This window comes from Gilvimarinus gilvus (genome assembly GCF_030518155.1).
GTDB lineage: Bacteria > Pseudomonadota > Gammaproteobacteria > Pseudomonadales > Cellvibrionaceae > Gilvimarinus > Gilvimarinus gilvus.
This window is the reverse complement of sequence record NZ_JAULRU010000319.1, coordinates 25,528-49,821: the sequence shown is the minus strand read 5'-3', so window position 1 is coordinate 49,821 and position 24,294 is coordinate 25,528. Positions and strand designations below refer to the sequence as shown.

Genomic DNA, 24,294 nt, shown 5'->3' with positions numbered 1-24,294 from the left:
ACCAATTTAGCAATATGGAGACCGCTGTGGAAATTAAGCAGGCATTGGCCAAGGTGGTGGATACCATCGACCTGAATACAGATGAGATGATATCGGTAATGCGTCAGGTCATGACGGGCGAGGCAACCGATGCGCAAATAGGCGCTCTGCTGGTCGCACTGCGTATGAAAGGAGAGTCTCTCGATGAAATCACCGGTGCGGCTACCGTCATGCGTGAGTTGGCCAGCAAGGTCAGTATCAATGCCGAACACTTAGTGGATACCTGTGGTACCGGTGGAGATGGCGCCAATCTGTTTAATGTCTCCACGGCAAGTGCATTTGTCGTGGCTGCGGCTGGCGCCAGTGTTGCCAAGCACGGCAATCGCTCGGTTTCGAGCTCCACCGGTAGCGCTGATGTACTAGAGGCGGCGGGTGTCAACTTGAGTATTAGTGCCGAGCAAGTGGCTCGCTGTGTTGAAGAGTTAGGCGTCGGCTTTATGTTTGCCCCGGCCCACCACAGTGCGATGAAACATGCTATCGGCCCTCGCAAAGAGCTTGGCCTGCGCACAATTTTTAATATGTTGGGGCCTTTGACTAACCCCGCTGGTGTACAGCGCCAAGTGATTGGTGTGTTCAGCGCGCAACTGTGTAAGCCTATTGCCGAGGTGTTGGGTCGCTTGGGCAGCGAACATGTTTTAGTGGTGCATGCACTGGACGGGCTCGATGAAATTTCTTTGGCCAGTGAGACACGGGTAGCCGAATTAAACGGCGGAGTGGTCAGTGAATACACCATTAAACCAGAAGATTTTGGTATCGAAAGCCAAAGCCTGATCGGGCTGGGGGTCGATAATGCAGAGCAATCGTTGGCATTGATTCAGTCAGCGCTGGGTCGTAAACCTGATGAGCTGGGACAAAAAGCCGCTGATGTGATAGCGCTAAATGCCGGTGCTGCCATATACGTCAGTGGTGTTGCGGGGTCCCTAAACGAAGGTGTGGCAATGGCTCAAGATGCGATTGGCTCAGGGCTCGCCGGCGAGAAATTGCGCGAGCTGGCCGCTTTCACCCAGTGTTTTGAGTAATACGTTCAAGGTAAATATTGAATGAGTGATACACCTACAATTTTGAAAAAAATCATTGCCCGCAAGAGGGAAGAGATTGCCGAGCGCAAAGCTCAGGTTTCAATCCAATCTCTAGAGCAGGCTGCTGCGACACAAAAGCCTACGCGTGGCTTTGTACAGGCCATAGAATCTCGTATTGCGGCGGGACAGTCCGCAGTGATTGCGGAAATTAAAAAGGCTTCGCCGAGTAAAGGGGTAATTCGTGAGAATTTTGTGCCGGCGGAGCTGGCTCGCAGCTACGAGCGTGGCGGCGCCGCTTGCCTGTCCGTTCTGACCGATGTGGACTTCTTTCAGGGGGCGGATGAGTATCTAGTGCAAGCTCGTCAAGCCGTTAATTTGCCTGTGATACGCAAAGACTTTTTGGTGGATGAGTATCAGCTACTTGAAGCGCGGGCAATGGGCGCAGATTGCGTATTGTTGATTGTTGCCGCATTGAGCCCAGAGCGACTGCAAACTCTTAATCAATTTGCCCTCGAGCTGGGTTTAGATGTATTGGTGGAAGTGCATAACATGCAGGAGTTGGAGCAGGCACTTGTACTTCCCAACCGCTTAATCGGTATTAACAATCGCAATTTGCATACCTTTGAGGTGAGTCTGGATACTACCTACGCTCTGCTCGATTCTATCGGTGATGACCGTATTGTGGTTACCGAAAGTGGTATTTTAGCCCCGGCCGACGTCGAGGCTATGCGAGCCCGAGACGTTAACGCCTTCTTGGTTGGCGAGGCGTTTATGCGCCGCGACGATCCAGGCGCGGCGCTTGCGGAGTTTTTTGACTTTAAAGTGTAAACTGCTCCAGCTGCTCGCTCATCTGGTGGGCAGCGTCGCGAATTTTTCTGGAAGTCTCCAGTGTGCCCTGGGCCGCAGATTTGGTGTTTTGCGAAGACGCCTCCATGTGGCTGACATATTCTAAGATCAGGCCGCTGGCCTCTACATGTTCCGCCATAGCTTGGCCAATGCGCGAGACAATGTCCTCCACGACTTGAGTTTCGCTGCGAATAGACTCGACAATAGCGCCCCCCTCACGGGTTTGTTTTATACCTTCGCGCAACTCGTTCACCATAGCGTCCATGTGGCTTTTACTTTCCTGGCTGCTTTGCTGCACGGCACTGATGCTCTCGCTGATTTCTTGCGTGGCTTGCGTGGTGCGCGAGGCCAGTTGCCGAACCTCGTCCGCTACCACGGCGAAGCCGCGGCCTTGTTCGCCCGCCCGTGCCGCCTCAATGGCTGCGTTCAGCGCTAGTAAATTGGTTTGCTCAGCTACCGCACTGATCACCGATACCACGGCAGAAATGTTGTCCACCCGGTTGGCTAGAGTGTCCATGCTGTCCTGAGTCGTACTGACGCTTTGGTCAATTTCCGTAAATTTACTGACGGCACTGGATATCAGGCGTTGACCATGTTCTGAAGTACTAGAGGCCGAATGAGTCTGGTTTTTAGCGTCCTCCGCTTGACCCATGGCGTGGCGTGTTTGTTGATTAAATTCTTCGGCTGAGGCGGCAATTTTAATGGCGGTGCTGCTTTGTTCCTCCGCCATGGCAGTGCTGGTTTGCGCCCGTTCGACAATGTCATCACCGACTTGATCGAGCGATTGCGCCGCAGATTGCAAAGCGAGCATAATCTCGCGCATTGAGTGGCGCATTCGCAACATGGAGCCGTAAATGCTGTCATCCGCCGAGTCTAGCACGTGGGCGCTTTCGGTAAGGTCACCGTCGGCAACGCGTCTCACCAAGCCAAGTACGTCACGCAGTTCACCCCCCAAGCCAATTTTTATCTTGCTTACGGCGAAGTGAACAGGAACGACAATAAACAAGCTGACAATCAAGCATATGACTAACTGACTGCCTGCGCTGTCCCAAAAGCGCGCGTTTACTTCGTTAAAGCCAATTCCGGTGCCGACGAACCAACCCCAACGTGGAGAGCGCTGCGCGATCGACAACTTTTCTTCAATGGATCCATCCGCCTGGCGTTGAGTCCAGTGATAGCTCGCCAGGTTGTCACCTGCGGAGTTCACCGCCTGCAGCATAATTTCGCCCACGCTTTTGTTGTTTCCGTCTTTAAACTCGTGAAAGCTGGTTCCGTGTAACTGCGGATCTAGTGGGGCCGCAATAAAATCTAAGTTATCATCAGCGACGTAAACATACTCCGAATTGTGATAGACGTTTTCACGCAGCAGCCGCGCCGCAATTTCCTGAGCTTGCTCATCGCTCAAAACGCCTTCTTTGGCGAGTGCTTCCATTTCTACGACAGTGGCGTAAGTACTGGTCAGTAACTGTTTGACCCGAGCTTCGTTATCATCACTGGTCGCCTGGCGCAGGGTGAACAGGCCGACACTGGTCAAAACCAAAAGACCTATAAGAATCAGCCCGGATAAAACCCACACTTTCAATCTAAGAGACATTATGTACCTCGCGGTGCCTAGAAACAGTGTTTACTTGATGATCGAAATTATGTCTGCATGTCAACGTTGTCAATCAGTTTTGGTGCATTATTCCACAATAAGTTGAAGTTAATTAAATTTTCCATTTTTAGGTATATGCGTTATCTATTATTGGTGCAACTTCCTTGCAGATTGCGTCAAGGCGGTGCGCGAGTGATGGCTCTGAGACTGTATCTCGACAGAACCATTGAGTGTTCCCTAAATACTAGACGCTATCGGCACGAGATAAATTAACATAAGTCAAAGTGTGTAAAGTAATGGGCGCCCGCCGGTAATTGGTGTAAGGTGGACAACGTTGTCAGGCTGGCTTGGCACTTTTCGGCCGCCGCATAAAACAGTACTGAGGAAAATAACAATGCGTAAACTGATTCTAATAATGGCCGCTTGTTGGCCGGTAGCATCGCTTGGAGCCGCGTGGTCACAGAGCGATATGGCCGAGTTTGCAGACGATACTCAGCTCACCTTTGAGGTCGTGTCGAATACCGATAAAGCAGGCCGAAAAATGCTGTTGAAGCTCGACAATCAGTCGCGCCAGGCATTGCCCGCAGAGAATTGGGCTGTATATTTTCACGCCGTTCGTAAGGTCCAAAGCGCGCCCGAAGCTGACTTACGCATTGAGCATATTCAGGGTGATTTACACCGGTTGGTGCCGACTGAAGAATTCAGTGGCCTGAAATCTGGCGAGGCACTGGCGGTCGAATTCAGCCCCAATGCACACATGGTGGCTTACTCCGACTTTATGCCCAGATCATTTGTGGTGTATGAGGGCTTAGAGCCTGAAGTGTTTGCCAATACAGACACCGAACAATTGACAGAGTTTGTTGCTCCCATTGTCCAGGAGAAGCAGCTGCGCCGCAGTGCGGATGATCAATATATGATCGTAACGCCACAGCAGCGCTTTGTGCTGGCCGAGGGTCTGGTCGAAGCGGTCCGGGAGCCGCGTCTTATTCCGGCCCCCTCTGAAATCAAATATCGCCGCGCAGAGGCGCTGCTGACCAAAGAGTGGCAAATTCGCTACTCTGGTGGCGCGCGCTTTGAAGCCAACTATTTGCAAAAACGCTTAAAGCAAGACTACGGCCTCGAGCTAGCTGCTGAGCCCGATCACGTGGCAGCAAGCGGTCCGGTGATTTATGTCCTGTCTGGCAATTCCGACACGGTAGAGGCAAAGGCACCCCAAGGGGCCGAAGGCTACGCCCTGCAGGTGGAGAAAAAACAGATTGCCGTGGTTGGTAGCGATGTTGCCGGGGCTTTCTATGGAATCCAGAGCTTACTGGGCTTGGCTAAAACCGAGGATGGCAATGTTGTCGTTCCGCGCGTTAGCATGCAGGACAGCCCGCGCGCGGGCTGGCGTGGTATGCACTACGATATGGGGCGCAATTTCCACGGCAAGGAAGTCACCCTGCGCTTGATTGAGCAAATGGCGCGTTACAAGCTCAATAAGCTGCACCTTCATCTTACTGAAGATGAAGGTTGGCGTTTGCAAATACCAGGATTGCCTGAGTTGACCGATGTGGGGGCCAATCGTTGCTTTGACCCGAGCGAGCGTGAATGTTTGCTGACCCAACTTGGAACCGGTCCTCACAGTTCTGGCAGCGGTAATGGTTATTATAGCGTCGACGACTTTATTGAAATACTCAAATTTGCCACCGAGCGCCATATCGAGGTGATTCCCGAGATCGATATGCCGGGGCACGCCAGGGCTGCGATCGTGTCGATGAACGCGCGCTACGAGCGTCTCATGGAGGAGGGGCAGCCTGAGCAGGCAGAGCGCTACCTATTGTCAGACCCGAAAGATCAGTCGCAGTATATAACGGTACAAAATTACACGGATAACTCGGTTAACGTTTGCCGCGAATCTACCTACAACTTTGTCGATAAGGTTATATATGAGTTGCAGCAAATGTACCGCAAAGCGGGCATCAAGCTGGATACTTTCCATATGGGAGGCGATGAGGTTGGAGCAGGCTCCTGGACGGCGTCACCTATATGTAACCAGTTATTTGCCGATACGCTGGGAATCTCCGGCCCGTCCGATCTGAAGCCTTACTTTGTAAGTCGTGTTTCAGCGATTGCCAATAAGCGTGGGTTGGATTTGGCCGGTTGGGAAGACGGCCTAATGTATGATTGGACCAATACTTTCAATCGCTCTCAGTTCGTCAATGAAAATGTGATTGCGAATGTCTGGGATAACATTTGGGAGTGGGGTGTTGCTGACCGGGCGCATCGTCTGGCCAACGCCGGTTATCAAGTGGTGTTGTCACACGGCACACACTTGTACTTTGATCATCCGCACGAGGTTCACCCTAAGGAGCGCGGCTACTATTGGGCGGCGCGGTATACGGATTTGGCGAAAGTGTTCTCTTATCTGCCCGATGATGTCTATGCCAACGCCGACTATACCCGCAATGGCGATCCTATAGACAACCTGGAGGCTTTGGTGGGGCGCCCACTGCCACCGTTGGAGAAGCCGGAAAATATACTGGGTATTCAAGGGCAGGTGTGGACCGAAACCATTCGTACTCCTGAGCAGCTCGAGCAAATGATTTATCCCCGGTTAATGGCATTGGCTGAGCGCGCCTGGCACAAAGCCGCCTGGGAGGACTCTGCGTCTGTGTCTGCTCGTCAAAGAGATTACCAAGGCTTTGTTGGGGCCCTTGTAAATCGTGAGTTGCCTCGTCTGCAAGCGCAGGGCGGCGAGTTCTATTTGCCGCCACCGGGTGCCTCCATCAAAGCGGGTAAGCTCCACATGAATAGCCTCTATCCTGGCGTTGAGCTGGAATACAGTCACAATGGTACGGATTGGCAGTCTTACCAGCAGCCGGCAGAAGTCGGCGGTGGGAAGATTATGTTGCGGGCCCGGTTAGGCGAGCAAATAAGTCGGATTGACAGTCTCGCTGTTACGCCGTGAACCGGAGGTTTGCTCGCCTACTGGTGTGAGAACCGATGGATTGGTTGCCACACAGTGGTTCTATTTAAGCCCCGGCGGGTTGTTCCTGCCGGGGCTTTTTTAATAAGCCGAGCGCAGTAAAAGTTAGAGCCGGTCGATGGCTTCGCTTGTTTTTCCGGCGGGCCGTGCTATTACTCTTTAAACAAGCCTGCAGCAAATGTCTATACCTTACTTTAATGAGCAAAGACTTTGGCGGTGCGAGCACACTTGTATTGTCAGATTATGCCGTGCGCATACAGCTGTGTCTTGCACTGAGTGGAAGAGTGCCATTGTGTCGCGTTCATTCTGCCGGCTAAGTGCTGCCAGCCACTCGTAAGAATGTCTTAATAGGGCAATGACTCGAGTGTTAAAGCTTTCCTTCGGTTTCCAAAGCTTGCACGTGTGCGAGAGGGGAGTGCACCAATAAAGCGCCTGGATTCACTGTTGGTAGGCGCGGTTATTGTATCTCTCCCTCTGTGTTTGGCCTGCTTGCGCCACACCGCTGTGCATGTTTGATGGGGTGTAATGAAAATATTGCGTGGCGGCGATTCTAATAACTGCCGAACAACGTTGTCAGGTGTCGTTTTTTCGAACATTTTTGGGTCTTTGATTAGGTCTTTTTTTTGTTTGCAATAATTCTGTAACCTGTTGCTACTAAAGGAAATAATTTGTTTTGGTCGATGTGACTATATTGGTGGGTTCGCGCTTACCTACAAAAAACTTTCTTGACAACGTTGTCGGGGCGGGTGTAAAACTACATTCCGTAATATACGAGTCTTGTATTTAGTTGGTTTTAGGCTTGTAACGGTTTTGTAGCGCCTTGCGCATAAACATTATGTGCAGGTGTTATACACCGATAAAAAGTTGACTGAGTTCATCCGGCGTGTCCGAAAGGTGTTAGCAATCACCTAGTGGGGCGTCAAATGTTTCAAAATAACATTAAAATGATAGTGAGGAGACAGTTATGGAAACTACCAAAGGCAACTTCCGGAGGAAGGTACTGGCTACCAGTATTTCGTCCTGCCTGTTAGCATCCGCATATGTACAAGCTCAAGACGAGCCTATGCTCGAAGAGGTTGTGGTAACCGGTGTTTATGCTTCGCAACAAAACGCCGTTAACACTAAGCGCGACGCGGCATCTACCGTTGACGCCATCTCTGCCGAAGACATCGGTAAGCTTCCCGACGTAACCATTTCCGACTCGCTGCAGCGTGTGCCTGGTATCCAGGTTGAGCGTACTGCAGGTGAAGGTGGTCCGGTTCAGATCCGCGGCTTGGGTAACGTAGACACCACCTTAAATGGTGAGACTTTCCTGAGTGCGACTACCATCGACTCTTCAGGCGCTGACTTTGGCGATTTGCCTTCTCAGCTGTTCTCTGGTGCGGACGTATACAAGTCTGCCCGCGCTGACCTTACCTCTTTGGGTATTGCCGGTACTATCGATCTGAAAACCCGTCGTCCTTTCGATCTGGATGAAGGTTTCACCTTCTCTGGCCAAGCCGAAGTTGATCACGGCAGCATCAGCGATGAATACGATCCTACCATCAGCGGTTTGATTGGTTACAACAACGAAAACTGGGGTGTATTGATCAGTGCCGTAACCACTGAGAAGAATCTCGCCACCAACTACAATGGTTACTTTGATACCTCTGAAAATGGCGGTATTGGTGCAGCTAACCCGAACATTATGGGTTGGGGCGGCGAGCCGTTGTACAGTGATAACTATCACGTCGTACCTCAGGGTTTTGCCGCTTTCAACAAAGAAGAAGAGCGTAACCGCGATGGTATTAACGTATCGTTCCAGGCTCAGCTGACTGACAGCGTTGAGTTGGTTGCTGATTACTTCTACAGCAAGCAAGACCGTTTCAACCGTCGTATGGGTTTCTCTCAGAATAACCGCTGGCAAACCTTTACCACCTACGCCACACCTGCTGAAGGCGGCTTTACTGGCGATTCCTGGACATGGAATGATCAGAACTGGGTAGGTGTTAACGCCTATGACGCGCGTCCATACCGCTTCCAGTCGTTCACTCAGGTTAACCGCAACACTGAAGAGTCTAATAACGCCAGCGTTGAATTGAACTTCGATAACGGCGGCCCGTTGACCGGTCAGGTACGTGTGACTCGTGCTGATGCGACCGCCTCTATGCGCCACGGCTACATCGAAGGCGATATGATGAGTATCGACAGCGGTACCCTTGTTACTGGCCCAGGCGGTATGCTGCAGGCTGAGTACTGTGACCAATACGGTGTGATCCCCGGTACTGCGACTGGTGAATTTGGTGGCTGTTTTGTCCAGTACTCTCCCGGTGGTATGACTGGTACCGACTGGACTATCGGTTATGACGCATCAGGTGAGCACCCAGTGTTCTCCGGCTTCGACCAAATGGTAGATGGCGGTCAAGGACAAATGTCGGTTGCTGACTACATGTCTAACATCGACTCTTATCATGTTGGTGCAATCTCTTCCGAGAACAATACTGACGATAAAGGCGAGTTGAACACCTTCAGCACCCGCTGGAATTACGCATTTGACGATGCGGCATTCTTGACCAGTATTGATTTTGGTGTTCGTCAGAGTGAGCGCAAAGTAGATCACGATGTTTTCTCTTACTTTGCGACCTTCCCCGACACTGGCTGCTCTGCTCAATGGAAGGCTGTTGACCAATTCTCCGGCACGTCAGAGTGTGATCCAAACTTGCGTCAGTCAGAGCGCCTGAGCGATGGTGACGGCGGATGGGTTCAAAACCCTATCACCGACGAAGATGGAAATATTACGGGTTATGAAGATCATTACGAAGCCTACACCCTGATTCCTCCGCTGCGTCTTGACCAAAACAACGACGTAATTTGGCTGGACAGCATCGGCGGTGTATCTGGTATTCCAGGTGTTTGGGTTGCCGACCCTAAAGCCTTCGATGATACTTTGGCGTATCAAGAGCGCGTATTTGGCGAGCAGTCTAAGTTTGTTCAGCCAGGTCAAAGCTACAGCGTTGGTTTGGATGAATTCAGCTACTTCTTGAACGGTAACTTCGAAGTTGGCAATCTGACTGGTAGCTTGGGCGTTAAAGTTGTAGAAACCGAGTTGACCGTTGTTCAGAACGTAACGGGCGAAAGCGTGCCTCACTCGGGCGTAAACTACGATGACGGTGATGTGTACACGACCCGTAGCTATACCGATGTTTTGCCGGCGTTGAACTTGGCCTACGACTTTACTGACGACTTCAAGATGCGTTTTGCCTACGGTGAAACCATGCAGCCTTTGAACCTGCTGACCTGGGGCGGCGCTAAGTCTACCGGTCGTGTGTTTAACCAAGACTGTAATTGCATGCGTGTGAATGGCGGCTCTTTGAGTGGTAACCCGGAGCTGGACCCAACTCGCGCTACCAATATGGAAGTGACAGCGGAATGGTACTTGGGTAGCGCTTCTGCGTTGACTGCTGCGATCTTCAATATTGAAATCGATAGCTTCGTATCCAGCGGTACCGTGATGATCGACGAGCCAGACGCTGACGGTATTCGTCGTGGACCTTGGCCGTTTAGTGCACCTGTACAGGGCACTGGTGGTGAAGTTCAGGGTGTTGAATTGGCAGCGAAAGTTGCGTTTGCGGACATTACCGACGGTTTCTTGTCTAACTTCGGTTTTGACGTGAACTACACATTCTCTGACAGTTCTCAAGAAGGTACTGGCATTAACGGGTCTGAGATTCCATTCGTTAACAACTCAGAAGATACTTACAACATCGTAGGTTGGTTTGAGAACGACTTCTTGTCAGCTCGTTTGGCCTACAACTTCCGTTCTCCTCGTCTGATTACTGTAGGTACTGATGCAGTTGGTGGTCAAAACCTTTATCAGGATGACTACGGTCAATTGGATCTGAACGTAACTTGGGATGTGACTGATAACGTTGCTGTATACTTGAACGGTTCGAACATCACCGAAGAGTTCCAGCAAACTTATCTGGAATACGCAGATCAAAAAGCATTCCAGAATATCTACGAAGCTCGCTGGGCACTGGGTGCTCGCGTAAACTTCTAAGTTCTGAAGCCGGATAGGCGGATATAGCTTAGGTTATATTCGCTTACCAAATTAGCCGCCGTTAGGAGCCTTAGGGTTTTTACCGGCGGTTTTTTTATATATGCTGTCGAAAAGATTCTCCTAATGGTTGGCCTGTGAATACAAAAGAAGTTCATAAGATTGTTATAGTCGGTGGCGGTACGGCAGGATGGATGACGGCTGCGATGCTGAGCAAACACTTCCGCAAGACTGCCATTTCGATTACCTTGATTGAATCCTCAGCAATTGGCACCGTTGGTGTCGGCGAGGCGACAATTCCAACATTGCGGCGTTTTTACGCCGAGTTGGGATTGGACGATATGGATGTCATGCGCCGAACCCAGGCGACGTGCAAGTTGGGTATAAAATTCAAAGACTGGTATCAGCCGGGGTCTGATTTTATACACCCCTTTGGGCTTTACGGTCAGAAGGCAAATGGTATTGATTTTATCCACTACTGGATGAAGCTACGCAGTACCGGCGATACCAGCAAGCTTGCCGACTACTCTTTAGGGGTGAATTTGGCGCAGCAGAGTAAGTTTATTGAACCTTCACCTCGCCCACCCTCCGAACTGTCAGTATTTGACTGGGCCTTACATTTTGACGCATCCCAATTTGCGTTGCTTATGCGCGAATACGCTGAAGCAAATGGCGTGCGGAGGGTAGACGCAAAAATTGAGCGAATTCAGGCAAACGCTGACGTTGGAGTAGAATCACTGTTTTTGGATAATGGTGAGGTGGTGTCCGCGGACTTGTATATTGACTGCTCCGGATTTCGTGGTTTGCTGATCCAAGAGGCGTTAGAGACAGGCTACGAGGATTGGAGCGAATGGCTAATGTGCGACCGCGCCGTGGCGGTGCAATCCACTCGCGAGGGGCCGGCACCTTCCTACACCGTTAGCCAGGCACATAAGGCCGGTTGGCAGTGGAAAATTCCGTTGCAGCACCGCCAGGGCAATGGCCATGTGTATTGTAGTCGGTATGTAAGTGAAGACGAGGCTATTACCACGTTACGTGAACATACCTCAGGAGAGTGGTTGCACGAGCCTCGCAAGTTTGGTTTTACTGCTGGGCGACGTAAGAAAGCCTGGAACAAAAATGTTATTGCTGTCGGTTTATCGTCCGGCTTTCTGGAGCCGTTAGAGTCCACCAGCATTGCGCTTATTGAAACCGCTATTGAGAAAATTCGCCGAGCCTTTCGGGGACCGTTTTTCACAAAACAACATGTGGATGAGTTTAATGATTTGACGGCTCAAGAATATGAGCGGGTTCGCGATTTTATTATTTTGCATTACAAGCTGAATCAACGTGATGATAGCGCGTTCTGGCGCGAGTGCCGTGATATGGTTTTGCCAGACAAACTGGCGGAAAAAGTAGCCGCGTTTCGTGAGCGGGGAGAGCTTATTCGCTATCCAATAGAGATATTCGGTCCGCCCAGTTGGATAGCTATTTACGATGGCTTTAACTATCTACCCGAAAAGTACGATCAGCGTATCGATCGGATGAGCCCTGAGTATTTGCAAAAAGCCCTAGAGGACATGCGCAACGCGGTTGCCTCAGCGGTAAATTCAGCGCCCAGCCACGAAGAGTTTATCCGCCAGCACTGTGCCGCGCCAGCACCTAAATAAGGCTGGCTTGCACGCGTTGGGCAGTCAATCTGGTTTCGGTGCCGCGCAGTGGCGACGAATAAACTCACTGTGGCTAAGGGGTTGGCTAGCCGCGCTGGCAATGGATTGTTTCATCTTCTCAAGCTGAGCGTTCAGCTCGTTATCGGATATCGTGTCGGCGCGGCGGTCGTAATCAGCAGCGTATTTTTCATAGCCGCAGTACATAGTGACCCAGCTGTCGCGTTCAAAGGCTTCGGGCTCCAGCATCATCACATGACCACGATTTTCAAACAGTGCCATTTTTAACTGCAAGGTTTCGGGGATTTCCATGCTTTGACAGTGGCGCCAGAAGGGCGAGTCGTCGCGTTTCGTGGCCTTGTAGTGCAGGATTAGAAAATCTCGAATACGCTCAAACTCGTGGCTGTGCTGCCGGTTAACCTCAGCCTGATCCCATTCATTAATGCCATGGTATGGAAAAAAATTCAGCAGTTTGCTGATACCGGTTTGTATCAATGAGATGCTGGTGGACTCCAGTGGTTCCAGAAAGCCGCCAGACAATCCAATGGCAAAGACATTCTTGTTCCATATATTCTTACGTTTTCCGGTAACGAACTCAAACTTGCGAGGTTCGGTAATCGGGGCGCCGTCGAGGCCATCTAATAATGTTTTTTCGGCGCGATCGGGCGTGCAGAAATCACTGGCATAAACATAACCATTCCCCGTTCGGTGTTGCAGGGGGATTCGCCACTGCCAGCCTGAATCTTTTGCCGTGGTTCGGGTGTATGGAGTAATCTCTCCACCCATTTCACTCTGCACCGCAATAGCCCTATCACAAGGCAACCAATGGCGCCAATCGTCGTAGCCGGTTGCTAAGGTCTGCTCAATGAGCAAACCCCGAAAACCTGAACAGTCGATAAAAAGTTCGCCACTGACGCTTTGACCAGACTCAGTTGTCAATGTCGCAACGTCCCCGTTATCGTTTTGTTCGATATGCTCAATTTTCCCTTCTATGCGTACGACGCCGCGCTGTTCCGCGTAATTGCGTAGAAACAACGCGTAGCGACCTGCATCGAAATGATAGGCATAGCCGTAATCGGCTAAAGGAGACGGTGGGTTAGGGTGGGGCTGGGCAAAGCGATTTTGCTTCGCCAGTTGCGTGGGGAATGAAAAATCCGCAATGTCTACGTTTTGTCCAGTGCTGCGCAATCGATTCAAGTGGTGGTGGAAGGGAATACCTGCCAAGTCAATCCCATAATCGGCAAAGGGGTGGAAAAAACTCGAGCCCAGTTCACGCCAGTCGCGAAACTCAATGCCTAACTTAAACGAAGCTTGCGTTTTTTGCAGAAATTCAACTTCATCGATACCGAGCGAGTCATTAAAGCTACGAATGCTGGGAATGGTGGCCTCACCAACGCCCACCGTGCCAATTTCCTCGGATTCGATCAGGCTGATTTTAAGGCCGTCAATCTTTAGGTTGTGAGCTAAAGAGGCGGCCGTCATCCAACCTGCTGTACCGCCACCAACAATTACGATGTTTTTGACTTTACTGTTTTGCAAGGTGTAGCCCCTCTTTGTACTGTGTCGCGAGTTATTTAAGACTATACCCGAATCGAGAAACTAGCCCCAGCCGTACGCCGTTAAATTTGGGATAAATTGGCGCTTGTTTGATTTACGACAGTCATTGCCTAAAGCGGTGGAGGCGTTGTCGCCGCAAAGTAGGGATATTGCTTTATACCCTGTAAAAATACCTGCAAATTTGGATAGCTTTTCAGGGAGATTCGTTCGCGGTACAGCCCCCAATCCAAAAAACAGCCTAGCTTGAGTTCAAAGTCATTGTACGGCGCTTTTTCAGCCAGGTTTTTCAGCTCTAGAGCGTCAAGGCTCGATTTAATACGATCAGCTTGACGCTTTAGATAATCACTTTGTGCTGGCCCAACACCGTCCAGCTCCAGAAAGAACACATTGGCGGCGGCATCCAGAGCGGTGTTGGTTAAACAGTAACTGTCGTAATCGGCAATATCGGGCAAGAATGGGGTGTTAGCCTTTTCGCGCAAATACTTGACGATAGCGCTGGAGTCGGTGAGGCAAATGTTACCATCTTCTAAAAACGGTACCCGTTTGGTGGGTGATTTGATCGCGCTTCCCGCGCGATCTGTCTCGATAAACTCGAAGTCCTCGCCAATCTGCGATAAAACAATACGGCAATGTCTGACATAGGGGGAGGTGTAGCTTCCATACAGCTTCATGTGAACTCTCCTTCGGCTTCGCCGCCAAATGCGTGCAGGGCGGCCTTGATGAATGCGGTTAGCTCTAGCCCCATTATGGCAAACTCATGATCAAACTGTTCGGCCAGAGTGTCAGGTGAGCGGTCGCCGGCTCTTTCCAGCAAGGAATCGGCAAATTTCACACGCTTAAAGCAAAATTGATCGTCAACGACGCAGCTAATGGTCTCTTTCCAGTGGATGGCAAGTTTGCTCACAAACATGCCGGTGTCCAGATGTTGAGTGAGCTGCTCATCGAGTAGGTCGAGTTTTTTGCCACGAATGATACGCTCATCCTGACTGGACATGAGTTCGCACTCATCGCCCAGAGTAAAGTCCGCGGGTAGGTTGCCACCTTTAAGCCAATGGGTAAGTGTATTGGTGACGGCGTTGTGAGGTGAAAGAGGGATACAGCGCAGAGATCCCAGCGCTTCGCGCAGGGTGCTAATCAGTTCTTCGGCCCGGTTGGCGCTGCCGGTGTCGATAATCAGTAAACGGTTCGCGGTATCAATGTAGGCATGATCGACGCTTGATTTGGCGAAAGCCTGCGGCAATAAAGAGAAAGTAATCTCCTCCTTCAAGTGCTCCCGCTCCTTGCGGCTTACCGGTCGGCTTTCTTTGGTTTTGATGTCGCGAATAGCATCTTCCAATTGTTCTTTGATGACACCAGCGGGAAGAATTTTGTCTTGCTTTTTTGCGCACAGAGCAATCAGGCCGTTGGCAGCGTGTACCAGAGATTGGCCGTCTGGTCCGAGCGGTGATACCCAGCCATAGCGCGATAGATCCATCTTGCCACAAGGAACAAACTCAGCGGACTCCAGGTGCTCCGCCAAAGCCTCCGGAGTTAGGGTGAATTCGTCTTGCAGGCGGAAAACTCTTAAGTTCTTGTACCACATATTGTTTGTTTTTCCGTATCAGGGCGTCATTAAAAAGGGCCGCGAGTTTACCATTTGCCACCTGATAGGACTATGACGACGATACAATCCGAGGCTCAGCTCACGCATTGTTTGCGAATAATAATATTAAACAAAGTTCGCTTTGTTGAGCGCGGCTTAACACCTTCGTGATTACCTACCCTATATAGCTCAGGTTTCGGTAATTGGGGCGAATCGCGCATCACACGCTGCTGCGTGACTGGCCGCGAATATGGACCAGTTTGAGACCCAAAACGCCAATTGTGAGCGTAATAAAGTTTGTTAAATAGCCCAAATATCTCTTAACTTGTTGAATTATATGAAAAACATATGGTGAAGCAATATTGGCTTGATCAAAAATAATGCTTGACAACGTTGTCTCTCAGGCCTAAAGTTGAGGTATCGGACAACGTTGTCCAGCAGGCTGAGAAAACGAAGGGCAACAAAAGAATTTGGATCGGCTGTCGTTATTATGGGCATTTTGACGGTGGCCGACCGAATCGCAGTGACAGGGAAGACATTGCGCGATACGCAAGGACTGTATGTATCATCTATCATGGCTCTCCTTATGGTTGGTGCCCACGGGCACCAACCATCTTTTTAAATCGGGGTGCCAGCACTACCTAGTTTTTTAACGGGGCGCTGCTGTAGACTGCGAACCGTTCCGGCGATTGGCCATACTAAGAATATATAACGAGGATATCATGGGCTCTCAACCAGCAACCGAAAACCTGCTTTATTTAGGCGTTGATGGAGGCGGTACCAAGTGTCGCGCCATACTGGTTGATCAGAATAATCAAGTCATTGGCGAAGGCAATGGCGGCCCTGCAAACCCTTATCACGGTGTAGCTCGCGCTTTAGAGTCGATTGTTAATGCCAGTGATAATGCATTGCGTTCGGCAGGTTTAAAACCCGAAGATAAATCTCGCATCGTCGCAGGCCTCGGTCTTGCCGGCGTAAACGTCCCCAGTTTATACACAATCGTCAAGCAGTGGGACCATCCCTACTATGCCCAGTATCTGACTACCGACCTTCATATTGCGTGCGTTGCTGCGCACAGCCAAGACGACGGGGCTGTTATTGTCTCGGGAACGGGTTCGTGTGGTTTTGCGCACGTGGGTAACGAGTCGTTAACCTTGGGAGCTCACGGTTTCCCCTTAGGTGATATCGGCAGCGGCGCCTGGATGGGGCTGGAGTGTATTAAAGCAGTATTGCTGGACTCGGATGAACTTGGCCCCAAGACAGCGATGACTGAGTTGGTGGCAGAGCAATTGCAGGCGCGCGGCATTATGATTGTGGAGAGACTAAGCGGAGCCAAATCGAGCGATTACGCCAAAATGGCACCGCTGGTATTTACCGCTGCCGAGCAAGGCGATGAAATTGCGCTTAAGATTGTTCAGGAGGGCGCGAAGTATTTGACCGATGTTGCTCGTAGGCTTTGGGAACTCAACCCTCCGCGTATGGCAATGCTTGGCGGCGTTTCACAGCGCATTGTGGACTGGATGGATAAAGATATCGCTGAGAAAATGTCAAAACCTTTGAATCAGCCAGAGTTTGGTGCAGTGCATTATGCTCGCAGCCGATTTGAGACAGAGTTAAAAGCAGTCGCCGAGTAACTTTCCTTTCGTTCAATCTAGAGGTCAACTTGGCTACTGCATAAACTAAACTTGCTCGTTGGTAAGAGCAGGTTGACGGCGATATAAAAAAGTAAACAATAACATGTCGGGCCATGTGCCAGTGGCGCTCCTGTTCGACCAAAACTGGGAGATTTTTTATGGCGAAGCAACGGTATGTCGCTCTCGATGCCATGCGTGGCCTAACGTTGGCATTGATGGTGTTAGTCAATACCCCCGGTTCCTGGTCTTACGTCTACGCGCCACTACTGCATGCCGATTGGCATGGCGCTACCTTCACAGATTATATATTTCCTTTCTTTTTGTTTATTGTTGGCTCGGCGATGTTTTTTTCCAACCGTTCGCAAGCTAGCATTCCCTATAGTGTTCGCACCGTAAAAATAATTAAACGCACCGCGCTCATGTTTTTGATTGGGTTGTTGCTGAATTTTTATCCGTTTAGTGGCAGTGTCGACGAGCTTAGAATTCTCGGAGTGCTGCAGCGTATAGCCTTGGCGTATTGCGCGGCTGCTTTTATTGTGTGGCTGCCCGGTGTTGCGCGCTTGATGATCAGCGCTACATTACTATTGGGCTACTGGGGTTTGATGAATTTAGTTGACGATCCTTATGGCCTGACTGGCAATATAGTACGGCAGATTGACTTGGCAGTGCTGGGTGCCGATCATCTGTGGCAAGGCAAAGGCTTGGCTTTTGACCCCGAAGGGGTGCTGAGTACATTCCCTGCGATCGTCAATGTAATTTTCGGGTTTGAGGCGGCGCGGATGCTGATTGCCAGCGAAAATAAAGCAAAGGCCCAGATTAAGTTAGTGATAGTCGCAGTAGCCAGTATTGCCGTCGCCTTAACGTGGCATCAGGTTTTCCCAATCAACAAATCCTTGTGGACCAGTTCCTTTGTCTTGTTGACAAGTGGCGCTGCTATTTTGGTTTTGTTGGCTTTGGTCCAGCTTGAAAAATTAAGCTTGGCAAGGTCACTCGAAGTTGGGTTTGCTCAGTTGGGTAAAAATCCACTGTTTATATATATTCTTAGTATTGTCTGGGTGAAAAGTTACTATCTTTTCAGTGTTGACGGCCAATCGTTGTATCAGTTTATTTTTCAAGCCTTTAATAGTTTCCTTAATGAATACAACGCCTCTCTTGCCTTTGCTTTGATTCACGTCGCCATTCTTTGGCTAGTGGCTTGGTGGATGGACAAGAAAAAAATTGTTATTTCGATCTAAAAAAAGGCCCTTCGGGCCTTTTTTATGTCAAGCAGTCTGTAAGCGCAATGCGGTAGCTATATTGGGGGGCGAATTAGGGAGCCTGCGTGGACTCGCGCACAATAAGCTCCGGGTAGAAGCCTTCGCTTTCTACCTTTTTCCCATTGCGCAGAGATTTTATCAGTAGGTTCGCCGCTTTCTGGGCAATAGTACTGGTTGGCTGCGCGGCTGTGGTTAAATTTGGCCATGCCTGACGAGAGAAGGGGCTGTCCTCGAAGCCGGCAATAGAAAGCCGGTTGGGAACATCAACGCCCTGAATACGTGCCGCGAACAAAGTGCCGGCAGCGATTTCATCGTTACAGGCGAAAATTGCTGTGGGACGTACACCTGGGCTTGAAAGCAACATACGGGTACGTTCAACCCCCGACTCAAACGAATAACTGCCGGGCAGCACACGTCTATCTGAAAATTTTATGTTGTGATCTATCAATGCTTTTTTATAGCCCTCAAGGCGCTCGCCACTGGATTGGTGCTCCTCGTCCCCGCCCAAAAACGCAATGTCTTGGTGGCCCAAATTAATTAAATGTTCGGTAATCGCATAGGCTGCATTGCGGTCGTCAATGTATACACACGGTGACAGTTCATCCGGTGCACTGGAGCCAGATAATACCCGTACAAACTTAACGTCACGCTCGGCAATAGCCTTGAGAATATCTTGATTCTCGGAGATGGGTGGGGTCAATACCAGACCACCGATGCGACTGCGATCGATCATGTCCAGTACTTCTTGAATAATTGAATGATTTTTAGCATCGCAAGGGTGAATGACCAGTTCGTAGCCTTGCTTGCGGCACTCATCGAGAATGCCGCGCTGCATATCAATAACGTAGTTGCTGTTGGGGTTATCGTAGATAAACCCAATGGATGAGGCGGCACCGCGCAGCCCACGTGCTGACAGGTTGGGGCTATAGTTAAGCTGTTTAATTGCTTTCCACACGCGATCTTGCAGGTCTTGCCCAACGGTGCCTTCGTTGTTTACAACACGCGATACTGTTTTGAAGGAAACGCCGGCGAGTTTAGCTACATCTTTAATAGTCGGTTTCATAGTGCCGAGTGATCGCTAAATCCCTGATTGATGTTATTGGCTCCCTTTTCTGTAAACAGCCAAGAGACGCTTTTGATAACTGATTTTACAGGTTTCTGGCGCCATTTTCGAGTAAAAGTTACAAGCGAACGCCAGTGCCGCTCGCTTGCGCGCTAAGTTTTAAGTGATTAACCCATTAATGACCAAAACGCCCACAATACCGACGACACCGACAATTGATTCCATTACCGTCCAGGACATCAAGGTTTGTTTAAGGCTGAGGTTAAAATATTCTTTGTACATCCAGAAGCCGGAGTCGTTAACGTGCGAACACATTAAGCTGCCAGCGCCAATGGCTAGAATCATTAAATTGGGGTTGGCGCCCGTTGCCGCTACGACAGGCGCCATAATGCCCGCGGCCGTTAGGCCCGCAACCGTAGCTGACCCCAGGCAAATCCGGATGATTGTCGCAATGAGCCAGCCCAACAGTAACGGATTTATGTCCACGCCGTTGAGCAGTTCGGCCAATGTTTGGCTCACGCCACTGGCAATAAATACCTGCTTAAGAGCGCCGGCACCGGCGACAATCAGAACAATCAACGCAATGTCCTTTACCGCCTCGCCGTAGTGCACCATTAACTTTGTCACCGAGGTTCCACGTTTAATACCCAAGGTGTAAGTGGCGACCAGTAGGGCTAGCAGCATAACCACCAGTGGATTACTGATAAATTGCAGTAACTGCGTTTGTTGCTCGTTGCTGGCGAGTTTAGGTAGCGCGACAGAGCTTGCAATCAAAACAACGGGCAATAGGGCGGTGATAAAACTATTCCAGGTGCTGGGCAGTTCGGTGTCCTTCAGTTCTGCCGGAAGGAAGGTTTCAAGTGGCTTGGACTGTATGTTCTTCAGTGTCATCGCAAACAGTGGGCCGGCCACGATCATGGTAGGCACGGCCACCAAAAGCCCCAAAAGCAGGGTAGTACCAATGTCGGCATTGAACATAGGTACCATTGCGGTGGGAGAGGGGTGTGGCGGCAAAAAACCATGAGTCACAGACAGCGCAGCAAGCAAGGGAATGCCCAGGTAAACCGCGGGTAATTTTGAGCGATACACCACTGAAAACACCAATGGCACAAGGAGCACAAACCCCACGTTATAAAAGAGAGGAATGCCGACAATAAAGCCGGTAAGCATCAGCGCCCAAGTGATCATACGCTGCCCAAAAAACTGTATCAGTACATTGGCGATTTTCTGCGCCGCGCCGCTGACAGCGATCAGCTTACCGAACATGGCGCCCAGACAGACAATGCCGACTAGGCCGCCCAACGTGTTGCCAATGCCCTGTTCGATGATGCCGGGAATTTGATCGGCCGGTAACTTAAGGGCAAAACCTGCAAATAGTGATGCAATTAAAAAGGCGATGAAGGGGTGAAGTTTAAGCCAGACAATTAAACTGATTAACAGGGCAATTGTGGCTGCTATGGCTAACAGGTCCATGGTGGGCTCTCACATTTTTATCATTTTTGGAGTGCCCAGTGTAATCAGTCATTTGCGTCTTGTCAGCCACCTGCCTCAAAGGCGTCGCAAAATACATTGCGGGGCTTTACTCCGGCGAGAAAGCACTGTTTTCGCAACTTGCCAACAAAGCTGGCAGCGCCGCAGATGTAAACTTCAAAATCGTTCAAAGGCGCAAATTCATTGCGAATTAATGAGTAAACATCGGCAATTTCGCCGCCATGGGGCGGTGGGCCCTCCAAGGCTAGCAGTCTGAGCTTAAACTGAGGGTGACTTCTGGCTAAGCGCTGTAATTCATGGCTCCAGTAAAGTGAGTCAAAATGGCGGGCGCAGGCCAGAAAGTGAACGTCGCCCTCGTGGCCCCGGTTTAGTGCGTCTTGTGCGATTGCGGCTAATGGCGCTATTCCCGTGCCGGTTGCCGCAAGCAGTAACGGACGATCTGTATTGCCTTGGTAGTAACACTCGCCAATGGGCCCCTGTAGCCCAAGTGTATCTCCCACTTTGAGTGTTTTATGGGCCCACTGGCTGAATAGGCCATTGGGTCGAATATCCATGTGAAAGCTCAAAAAGCGCTCATCGGGCATGCTCGCCAGGGAAAAACTTCGGGCAATTTGCTCATCGCGCCACAGTGTGACGTATTGTCCCGCCCGGAATTTAAGTTTGGCGTCTAGTTTTAGTTCCAGTATGTCAGGCCGCAACAGGCGTTTACTGGCTACCTGCGCGGTGATTAAATCATCTTTGGGGGAGTAACGTTGTAACTCCATATCCGAGTCGGGGTAGCAGCTACAACTAAGTATCAGTTTTTTATTGATTTGATCACTGCTTAGGCCAGCCTGTGCCTGGGGCGGAATGAATCCGGTCTCGACTTTAACCAAACAAGACTGGCATACACCCTGGCGGCAACTGTAGGGGATTTGTTGGTTTGCTTCAAGCAACGTATCCAGCACATTTTTACCTGTGGGTACGGGCAAGCTGTGGTGTTCAAAGAGTATTTTCGTCATATTCCATTTAACTGAAGTAGAAAAATTGTGCCCTTAAAAGGTAATTTTACTGTGCGTTGCTTCACGCCTACTTATTAGGCCATAGAACCACTTGCGGGGTAAACTGTCCGAATATTCAAATATGTTCAGCCAATTTGGCTGCTGTTTACTGCTCAATCCTTATCTTAACCAAAAGAGAGTGCCATATGTTTCGAGTCATCAGCGTCGCAGTGCTATTCATTTGGGCTGGCGTATCGAGTGCGCAAGACCCTTATCAGGCTACTGTAAATACCTTTAAAAATTCCGCTCAAGTACAGGACTTTTTTCAAAGTGCGCACGGGTACGCGGTGTTTCCGACCATTGGCAAAGGCGCAATTGGCATTGGTGGCGCGCACGGCAAGGGGCGTGTGTATGAAAGCAATCGTCATGTTGGCAATACCAGTATGACTCAACTCAGTATCGGTATGCAGTTGGGAGGGCAAGCTTTTAGCGAGATAATCTTCTTTGCCACCAAGGCCGATTTACAGCGTTTTCAAACGGGCAAGTTTGAGTTTGGCGCTCAGGCCAGTGCTGTGGCAATTACCGCAAGTGCCAGCGCCAAAGTGGGTACTACCGGGATGGCGGCAGGTGCCTCCGGCACCTCTGATGACGCTGGTGTGCAAAGAGCAAAGTATAACAATGGTGTCGCGGTATTTACCCATGCCAAAGGTGGCCTGATGTACGAAGCTGCCTTGAGTGGACAGAAATTCAAGTATGAAAGCCTCTAGCCGATATTAACCCAATGACCAACTTGGCTCACGCAAGATATTCTTATGTCGCAGTCTGTGTGATGAGAAGGGGAGGGGAATTACCCCTCTCTTTCTCATGTTAAATCTCTCCTCGATTAAGCGCATTAGCCGCGTAATCACAGGCCCGCGCGGTGAGGGCCATAAAGGTTAGAGAGGGGTTTTGCCAGGCGCTGGAGGCAAAGCTGGCGCCGTCGGTAACAAACAGGTTGGGAATGTCGTGGCTCTGGTTGTAACCATTCAATACGGAAGTTTTTGGGTCCCGCCCCATGCGCGCCGTGCCCACTTCGTGAATAGCAAGCCCGGGCGTGTAGGGGTTGTTAAAAGACTTCACGTTTTTAAGGCCAATGGACTCAAGCATTTCTACCGAGGTTTTGGCGATATCGGCAATCATTTTTTCTTCGTTCTCTCGCCGCTCGCAGTGCATGATTAGCTGAGGAATGCCCCATTTGTCGGTTTGCTTATCGTGCAGACGAACATGGTTGTCGTAGTGTGGCAGCATTTCGCCGGAGCAGTTCATGCGAAAATGCCAATCCCCGGCGTTGCGAATCTTTTCTTTTAGATCGAGGCCGAACAGTGGGCCATTGGCTAGTGATTGCCAACTGTCGCGCCGGGCATTACCCGCGAAAGAGTAGCCGCGTAAAAAGTTGGCATCCTGCTTTTCAACATTGCGAAAGCGCGGAATGTAAATACCGGTCGGGCGGCGACCTTTGTAGTAGGCATCGTGGAACCCTTCTACATCGGCGGTAGCGCCTACTCCGTACAGGTGGTCCATTAAGTAGTGGCCAAGCGCACCAGAGGAGTTGGCAATGCCGGTAGGGAAGGCGTCGCTTTTGGAGTTAAGCATAATTTGGGTCGTGCCCAGGGTCGAGGCGCACAGGAAAACTACTTTGGCATAGTACTCACGCGTCTCTAATGTTTCGGCATCGATAACCCGAACGCCGGTGACCCGATTGGTTTTATCGTCGTAGATGACGCTGTGCACGACACTGTCGGTGGCAATCGATAAATTACCGGTCTTCAGAGCCGCGGGTAACGTGGAGCTTTGGGTTGAAAAGTAAGCGCCAAAAGAACAGCCTTTTTGGCACTCGTTGCGCGCCATGCATTTGTAACGACCTTGCTCTACGTGGTGTTGTGCAGGCTCGGACAGGTGAGCGCAGCGACCTATAATCATTTTGCGGTCTTGGTAGCGCTTTTCAATGCGCTTTTTGATGTCCTTTTCTACTTGATTAAACTCAAACGCCGGCAAAAATTCGCTGTCTGGCAGTACGGCGAGATTTTCCCGCGATCCGCTAATGCCCGCATGCTTTTCCACATAACTGTACCAGGGGGCGACGTCTTTGTAGCGAATGGGCCAGTCGACGCCGTGACCGTCTTTTTGATTGGCTGCAAAGTCCAGGTCACTCCAGCGGTAGCTTTGACGATGCCAGAGCAGGGACTTGCCACCGAAGGCGTTGCCCCGAATCCAGGAAAAGGGCTTTTCTTGTTGATAGGGGTAGTCGCGATCGTTGCCGAAAAACTGTTTGGTGGCGTCGTTAAAGGCGTAGCACTCTTGTTGTATGGAATGTTGCTCGTCGACCCGTTTTTTGTCGACGCGGCCGCGCTGGGGCATATCCCAGGCTTTGACGCCTTCACCGACGTAATCTTTACGGTGCTCGACCGCTTGGCCCCGCTCAACCAAAAGTGTCTTTAGTCCCTTCTCTGTAAGCTCTTTTGCAGCCCAGCCACCGGTGATACCGGAGCCCACCACAATAGCGTCGAAAGGTTCATTGGCGGTTTGAATATAAGGTGAATTGCTCAT

Annotated in this window: 16 protein-coding genes; 8 read left to right on the top strand and 8 right to left on the bottom strand. The window is 50.4% G+C overall.

Going from position 1 to position 24,294, the window contains the following annotated elements:
- The first annotated feature begins 26 nt into the window (after positions 1–26).
- The gene (gene trpD, locus QWI17_RS05185; protein ID WP_302721449.1) at positions 27–1,058 is read left to right on the top strand and encodes an anthranilate phosphoribosyltransferase; all 1,032 of its coding nucleotides are present in this window, start codon (positions 27–29) and stop codon (positions 1,056–1,058) included.
- A gap of 21 nt (positions 1,059–1,079) precedes the next feature.
- Entirely contained in the window at positions 1,080–1,886 is an 807-nt protein-coding gene (gene trpC, locus QWI17_RS05180) for an indole-3-glycerol phosphate synthase TrpC (RefSeq protein WP_302721448.1), read from the top strand.
- Here the strand turns inward: trpC and QWI17_RS05175 are convergent.
- Positions 1,876–3,498 (bottom strand): methyl-accepting chemotaxis protein, encoded by a 1,623-nt coding sequence (locus QWI17_RS05175; protein ID WP_302721447.1) that lies wholly within the window; start codon positions 3,496–3,498, stop codon positions 1,876–1,878. The two genes, trpC and QWI17_RS05175, sit on opposite strands and share 11 nt — an antisense overlap.
- Positions 3,499–3,892: 394 nt before the next feature.
- Between QWI17_RS05175 and QWI17_RS05170 the strand changes: the two genes are divergently transcribed.
- From QWI17_RS05170 to QWI17_RS05160, 3 genes are all read left to right on the top strand, one after another.
- Positions 3,893–6,445 carry a family 20 glycosylhydrolase gene (locus QWI17_RS05170; protein WP_302721446.1) on the top strand — a complete coding sequence of 851 codons (2,553 nt, stop codon included), beginning with the start codon at positions 3,893–3,895 and terminating at the stop codon, positions 6,443–6,445.
- A gap of 982 nt (positions 6,446–7,427) precedes the next feature.
- Positions 7,428–10,502, top strand: coding sequence for a TonB-dependent receptor (locus tag QWI17_RS05165; protein ID WP_302721445.1), 3,075 nt, complete (start codon positions 7,428–7,430; stop codon positions 10,500–10,502).
- Between the two features lie 134 nt (positions 10,503–10,636).
- Positions 10,637–12,148 (top strand): tryptophan halogenase family protein, encoded by a 1,512-nt coding sequence (locus QWI17_RS05160; RefSeq protein ID WP_302721443.1) that lies wholly within the window; start codon positions 10,637–10,639, stop codon positions 12,146–12,148.
- A 24-nt stretch (positions 12,149–12,172) separates the two neighbouring features.
- Here QWI17_RS05160 and QWI17_RS05155 read toward each other — a convergent pair whose 3' ends face one another.
- The 3 genes from QWI17_RS05155 to rdgC all read right to left on the bottom strand — a co-directional run bounded on the left by QWI17_RS05155 (position 12,173) and on the right by rdgC (position 15,284).
- Positions 12,173–13,684, bottom strand: a complete 1,512-nt coding sequence (locus QWI17_RS05155; RefSeq protein ID WP_302721442.1) for a tryptophan halogenase family protein — start codon at positions 13,682–13,684, stop codon at positions 12,173–12,175.
- 128 nt (positions 13,685–13,812) lie between these two features.
- On the bottom strand, positions 13,813–14,373 hold the full coding sequence (locus QWI17_RS05150; RefSeq protein ID WP_302721441.1) for a glutathione S-transferase family protein: 561 nt from the start codon (positions 14,371–14,373) through the stop codon (positions 13,813–13,815).
- Entirely contained in the window at positions 14,370–15,284 is a 915-nt protein-coding gene (gene rdgC, locus QWI17_RS05145; protein ID WP_302721440.1) for a recombination-associated protein RdgC, read from the bottom strand. The genes QWI17_RS05150 and rdgC overlap by 4 nt, the downstream gene beginning before the upstream one ends.
- Positions 15,285–16,006: 722 nt before the next feature.
- Here rdgC and nagK point away from each other — a divergent pair.
- Positions 16,007–16,918, top strand: a complete 912-nt coding sequence (gene nagK, locus QWI17_RS05140; RefSeq protein WP_302721439.1) for an N-acetylglucosamine kinase — start codon at positions 16,007–16,009, stop codon at positions 16,916–16,918.
- Between the two features lie 158 nt (positions 16,919–17,076).
- Complete coding sequence (locus QWI17_RS05135) at positions 17,077–18,153, top strand: acyltransferase family protein (protein ID WP_302721438.1); 1,077 nt, start codon at positions 17,077–17,079, stop codon at positions 18,151–18,153.
- A gap of 73 nt (positions 18,154–18,226) precedes the next feature.
- Here QWI17_RS05135 and QWI17_RS05130 read toward each other — a convergent pair whose 3' ends face one another.
- The 3 genes from QWI17_RS05130 to QWI17_RS05120 all read right to left on the bottom strand — a co-directional run bounded on the left by QWI17_RS05130 (position 18,227) and on the right by QWI17_RS05120 (position 21,729).
- Positions 18,227–19,237, bottom strand: coding sequence for a LacI family DNA-binding transcriptional regulator (locus QWI17_RS05130; protein ID WP_302721437.1), 1,011 nt, complete (start codon positions 19,235–19,237; stop codon positions 18,227–18,229).
- A gap of 159 nt (positions 19,238–19,396) precedes the next feature.
- Complete coding sequence (locus QWI17_RS05125) at positions 19,397–20,710, bottom strand: gluconate:H+ symporter (protein WP_302721435.1); 1,314 nt, start codon at positions 20,708–20,710, stop codon at positions 19,397–19,399.
- 62 nt (positions 20,711–20,772) lie between these two features.
- Positions 20,773–21,729 carry a 2Fe-2S iron-sulfur cluster-binding protein gene (locus QWI17_RS05120; RefSeq protein WP_302721434.1) on the bottom strand — a complete coding sequence of 319 codons (957 nt, stop codon included), beginning with the start codon at positions 21,727–21,729 and terminating at the stop codon, positions 20,773–20,775.
- A gap of 185 nt (positions 21,730–21,914) precedes the next feature.
- Between QWI17_RS05120 and QWI17_RS05115 the strand changes: the two genes are divergently transcribed.
- On the top strand, positions 21,915–22,475 hold the full coding sequence (locus QWI17_RS05115; protein WP_302721433.1) for a lipid-binding SYLF domain-containing protein: 561 nt from the start codon (positions 21,915–21,917) through the stop codon (positions 22,473–22,475).
- 100 nt (positions 22,476–22,575) lie between these two features.
- Here QWI17_RS05115 and QWI17_RS05110 read toward each other — a convergent pair whose 3' ends face one another.
- Positions 22,576–24,294, bottom strand: a complete 1,719-nt coding sequence (locus QWI17_RS05110; protein WP_302721432.1) for a GMC oxidoreductase — start codon at positions 24,292–24,294, stop codon at positions 22,576–22,578.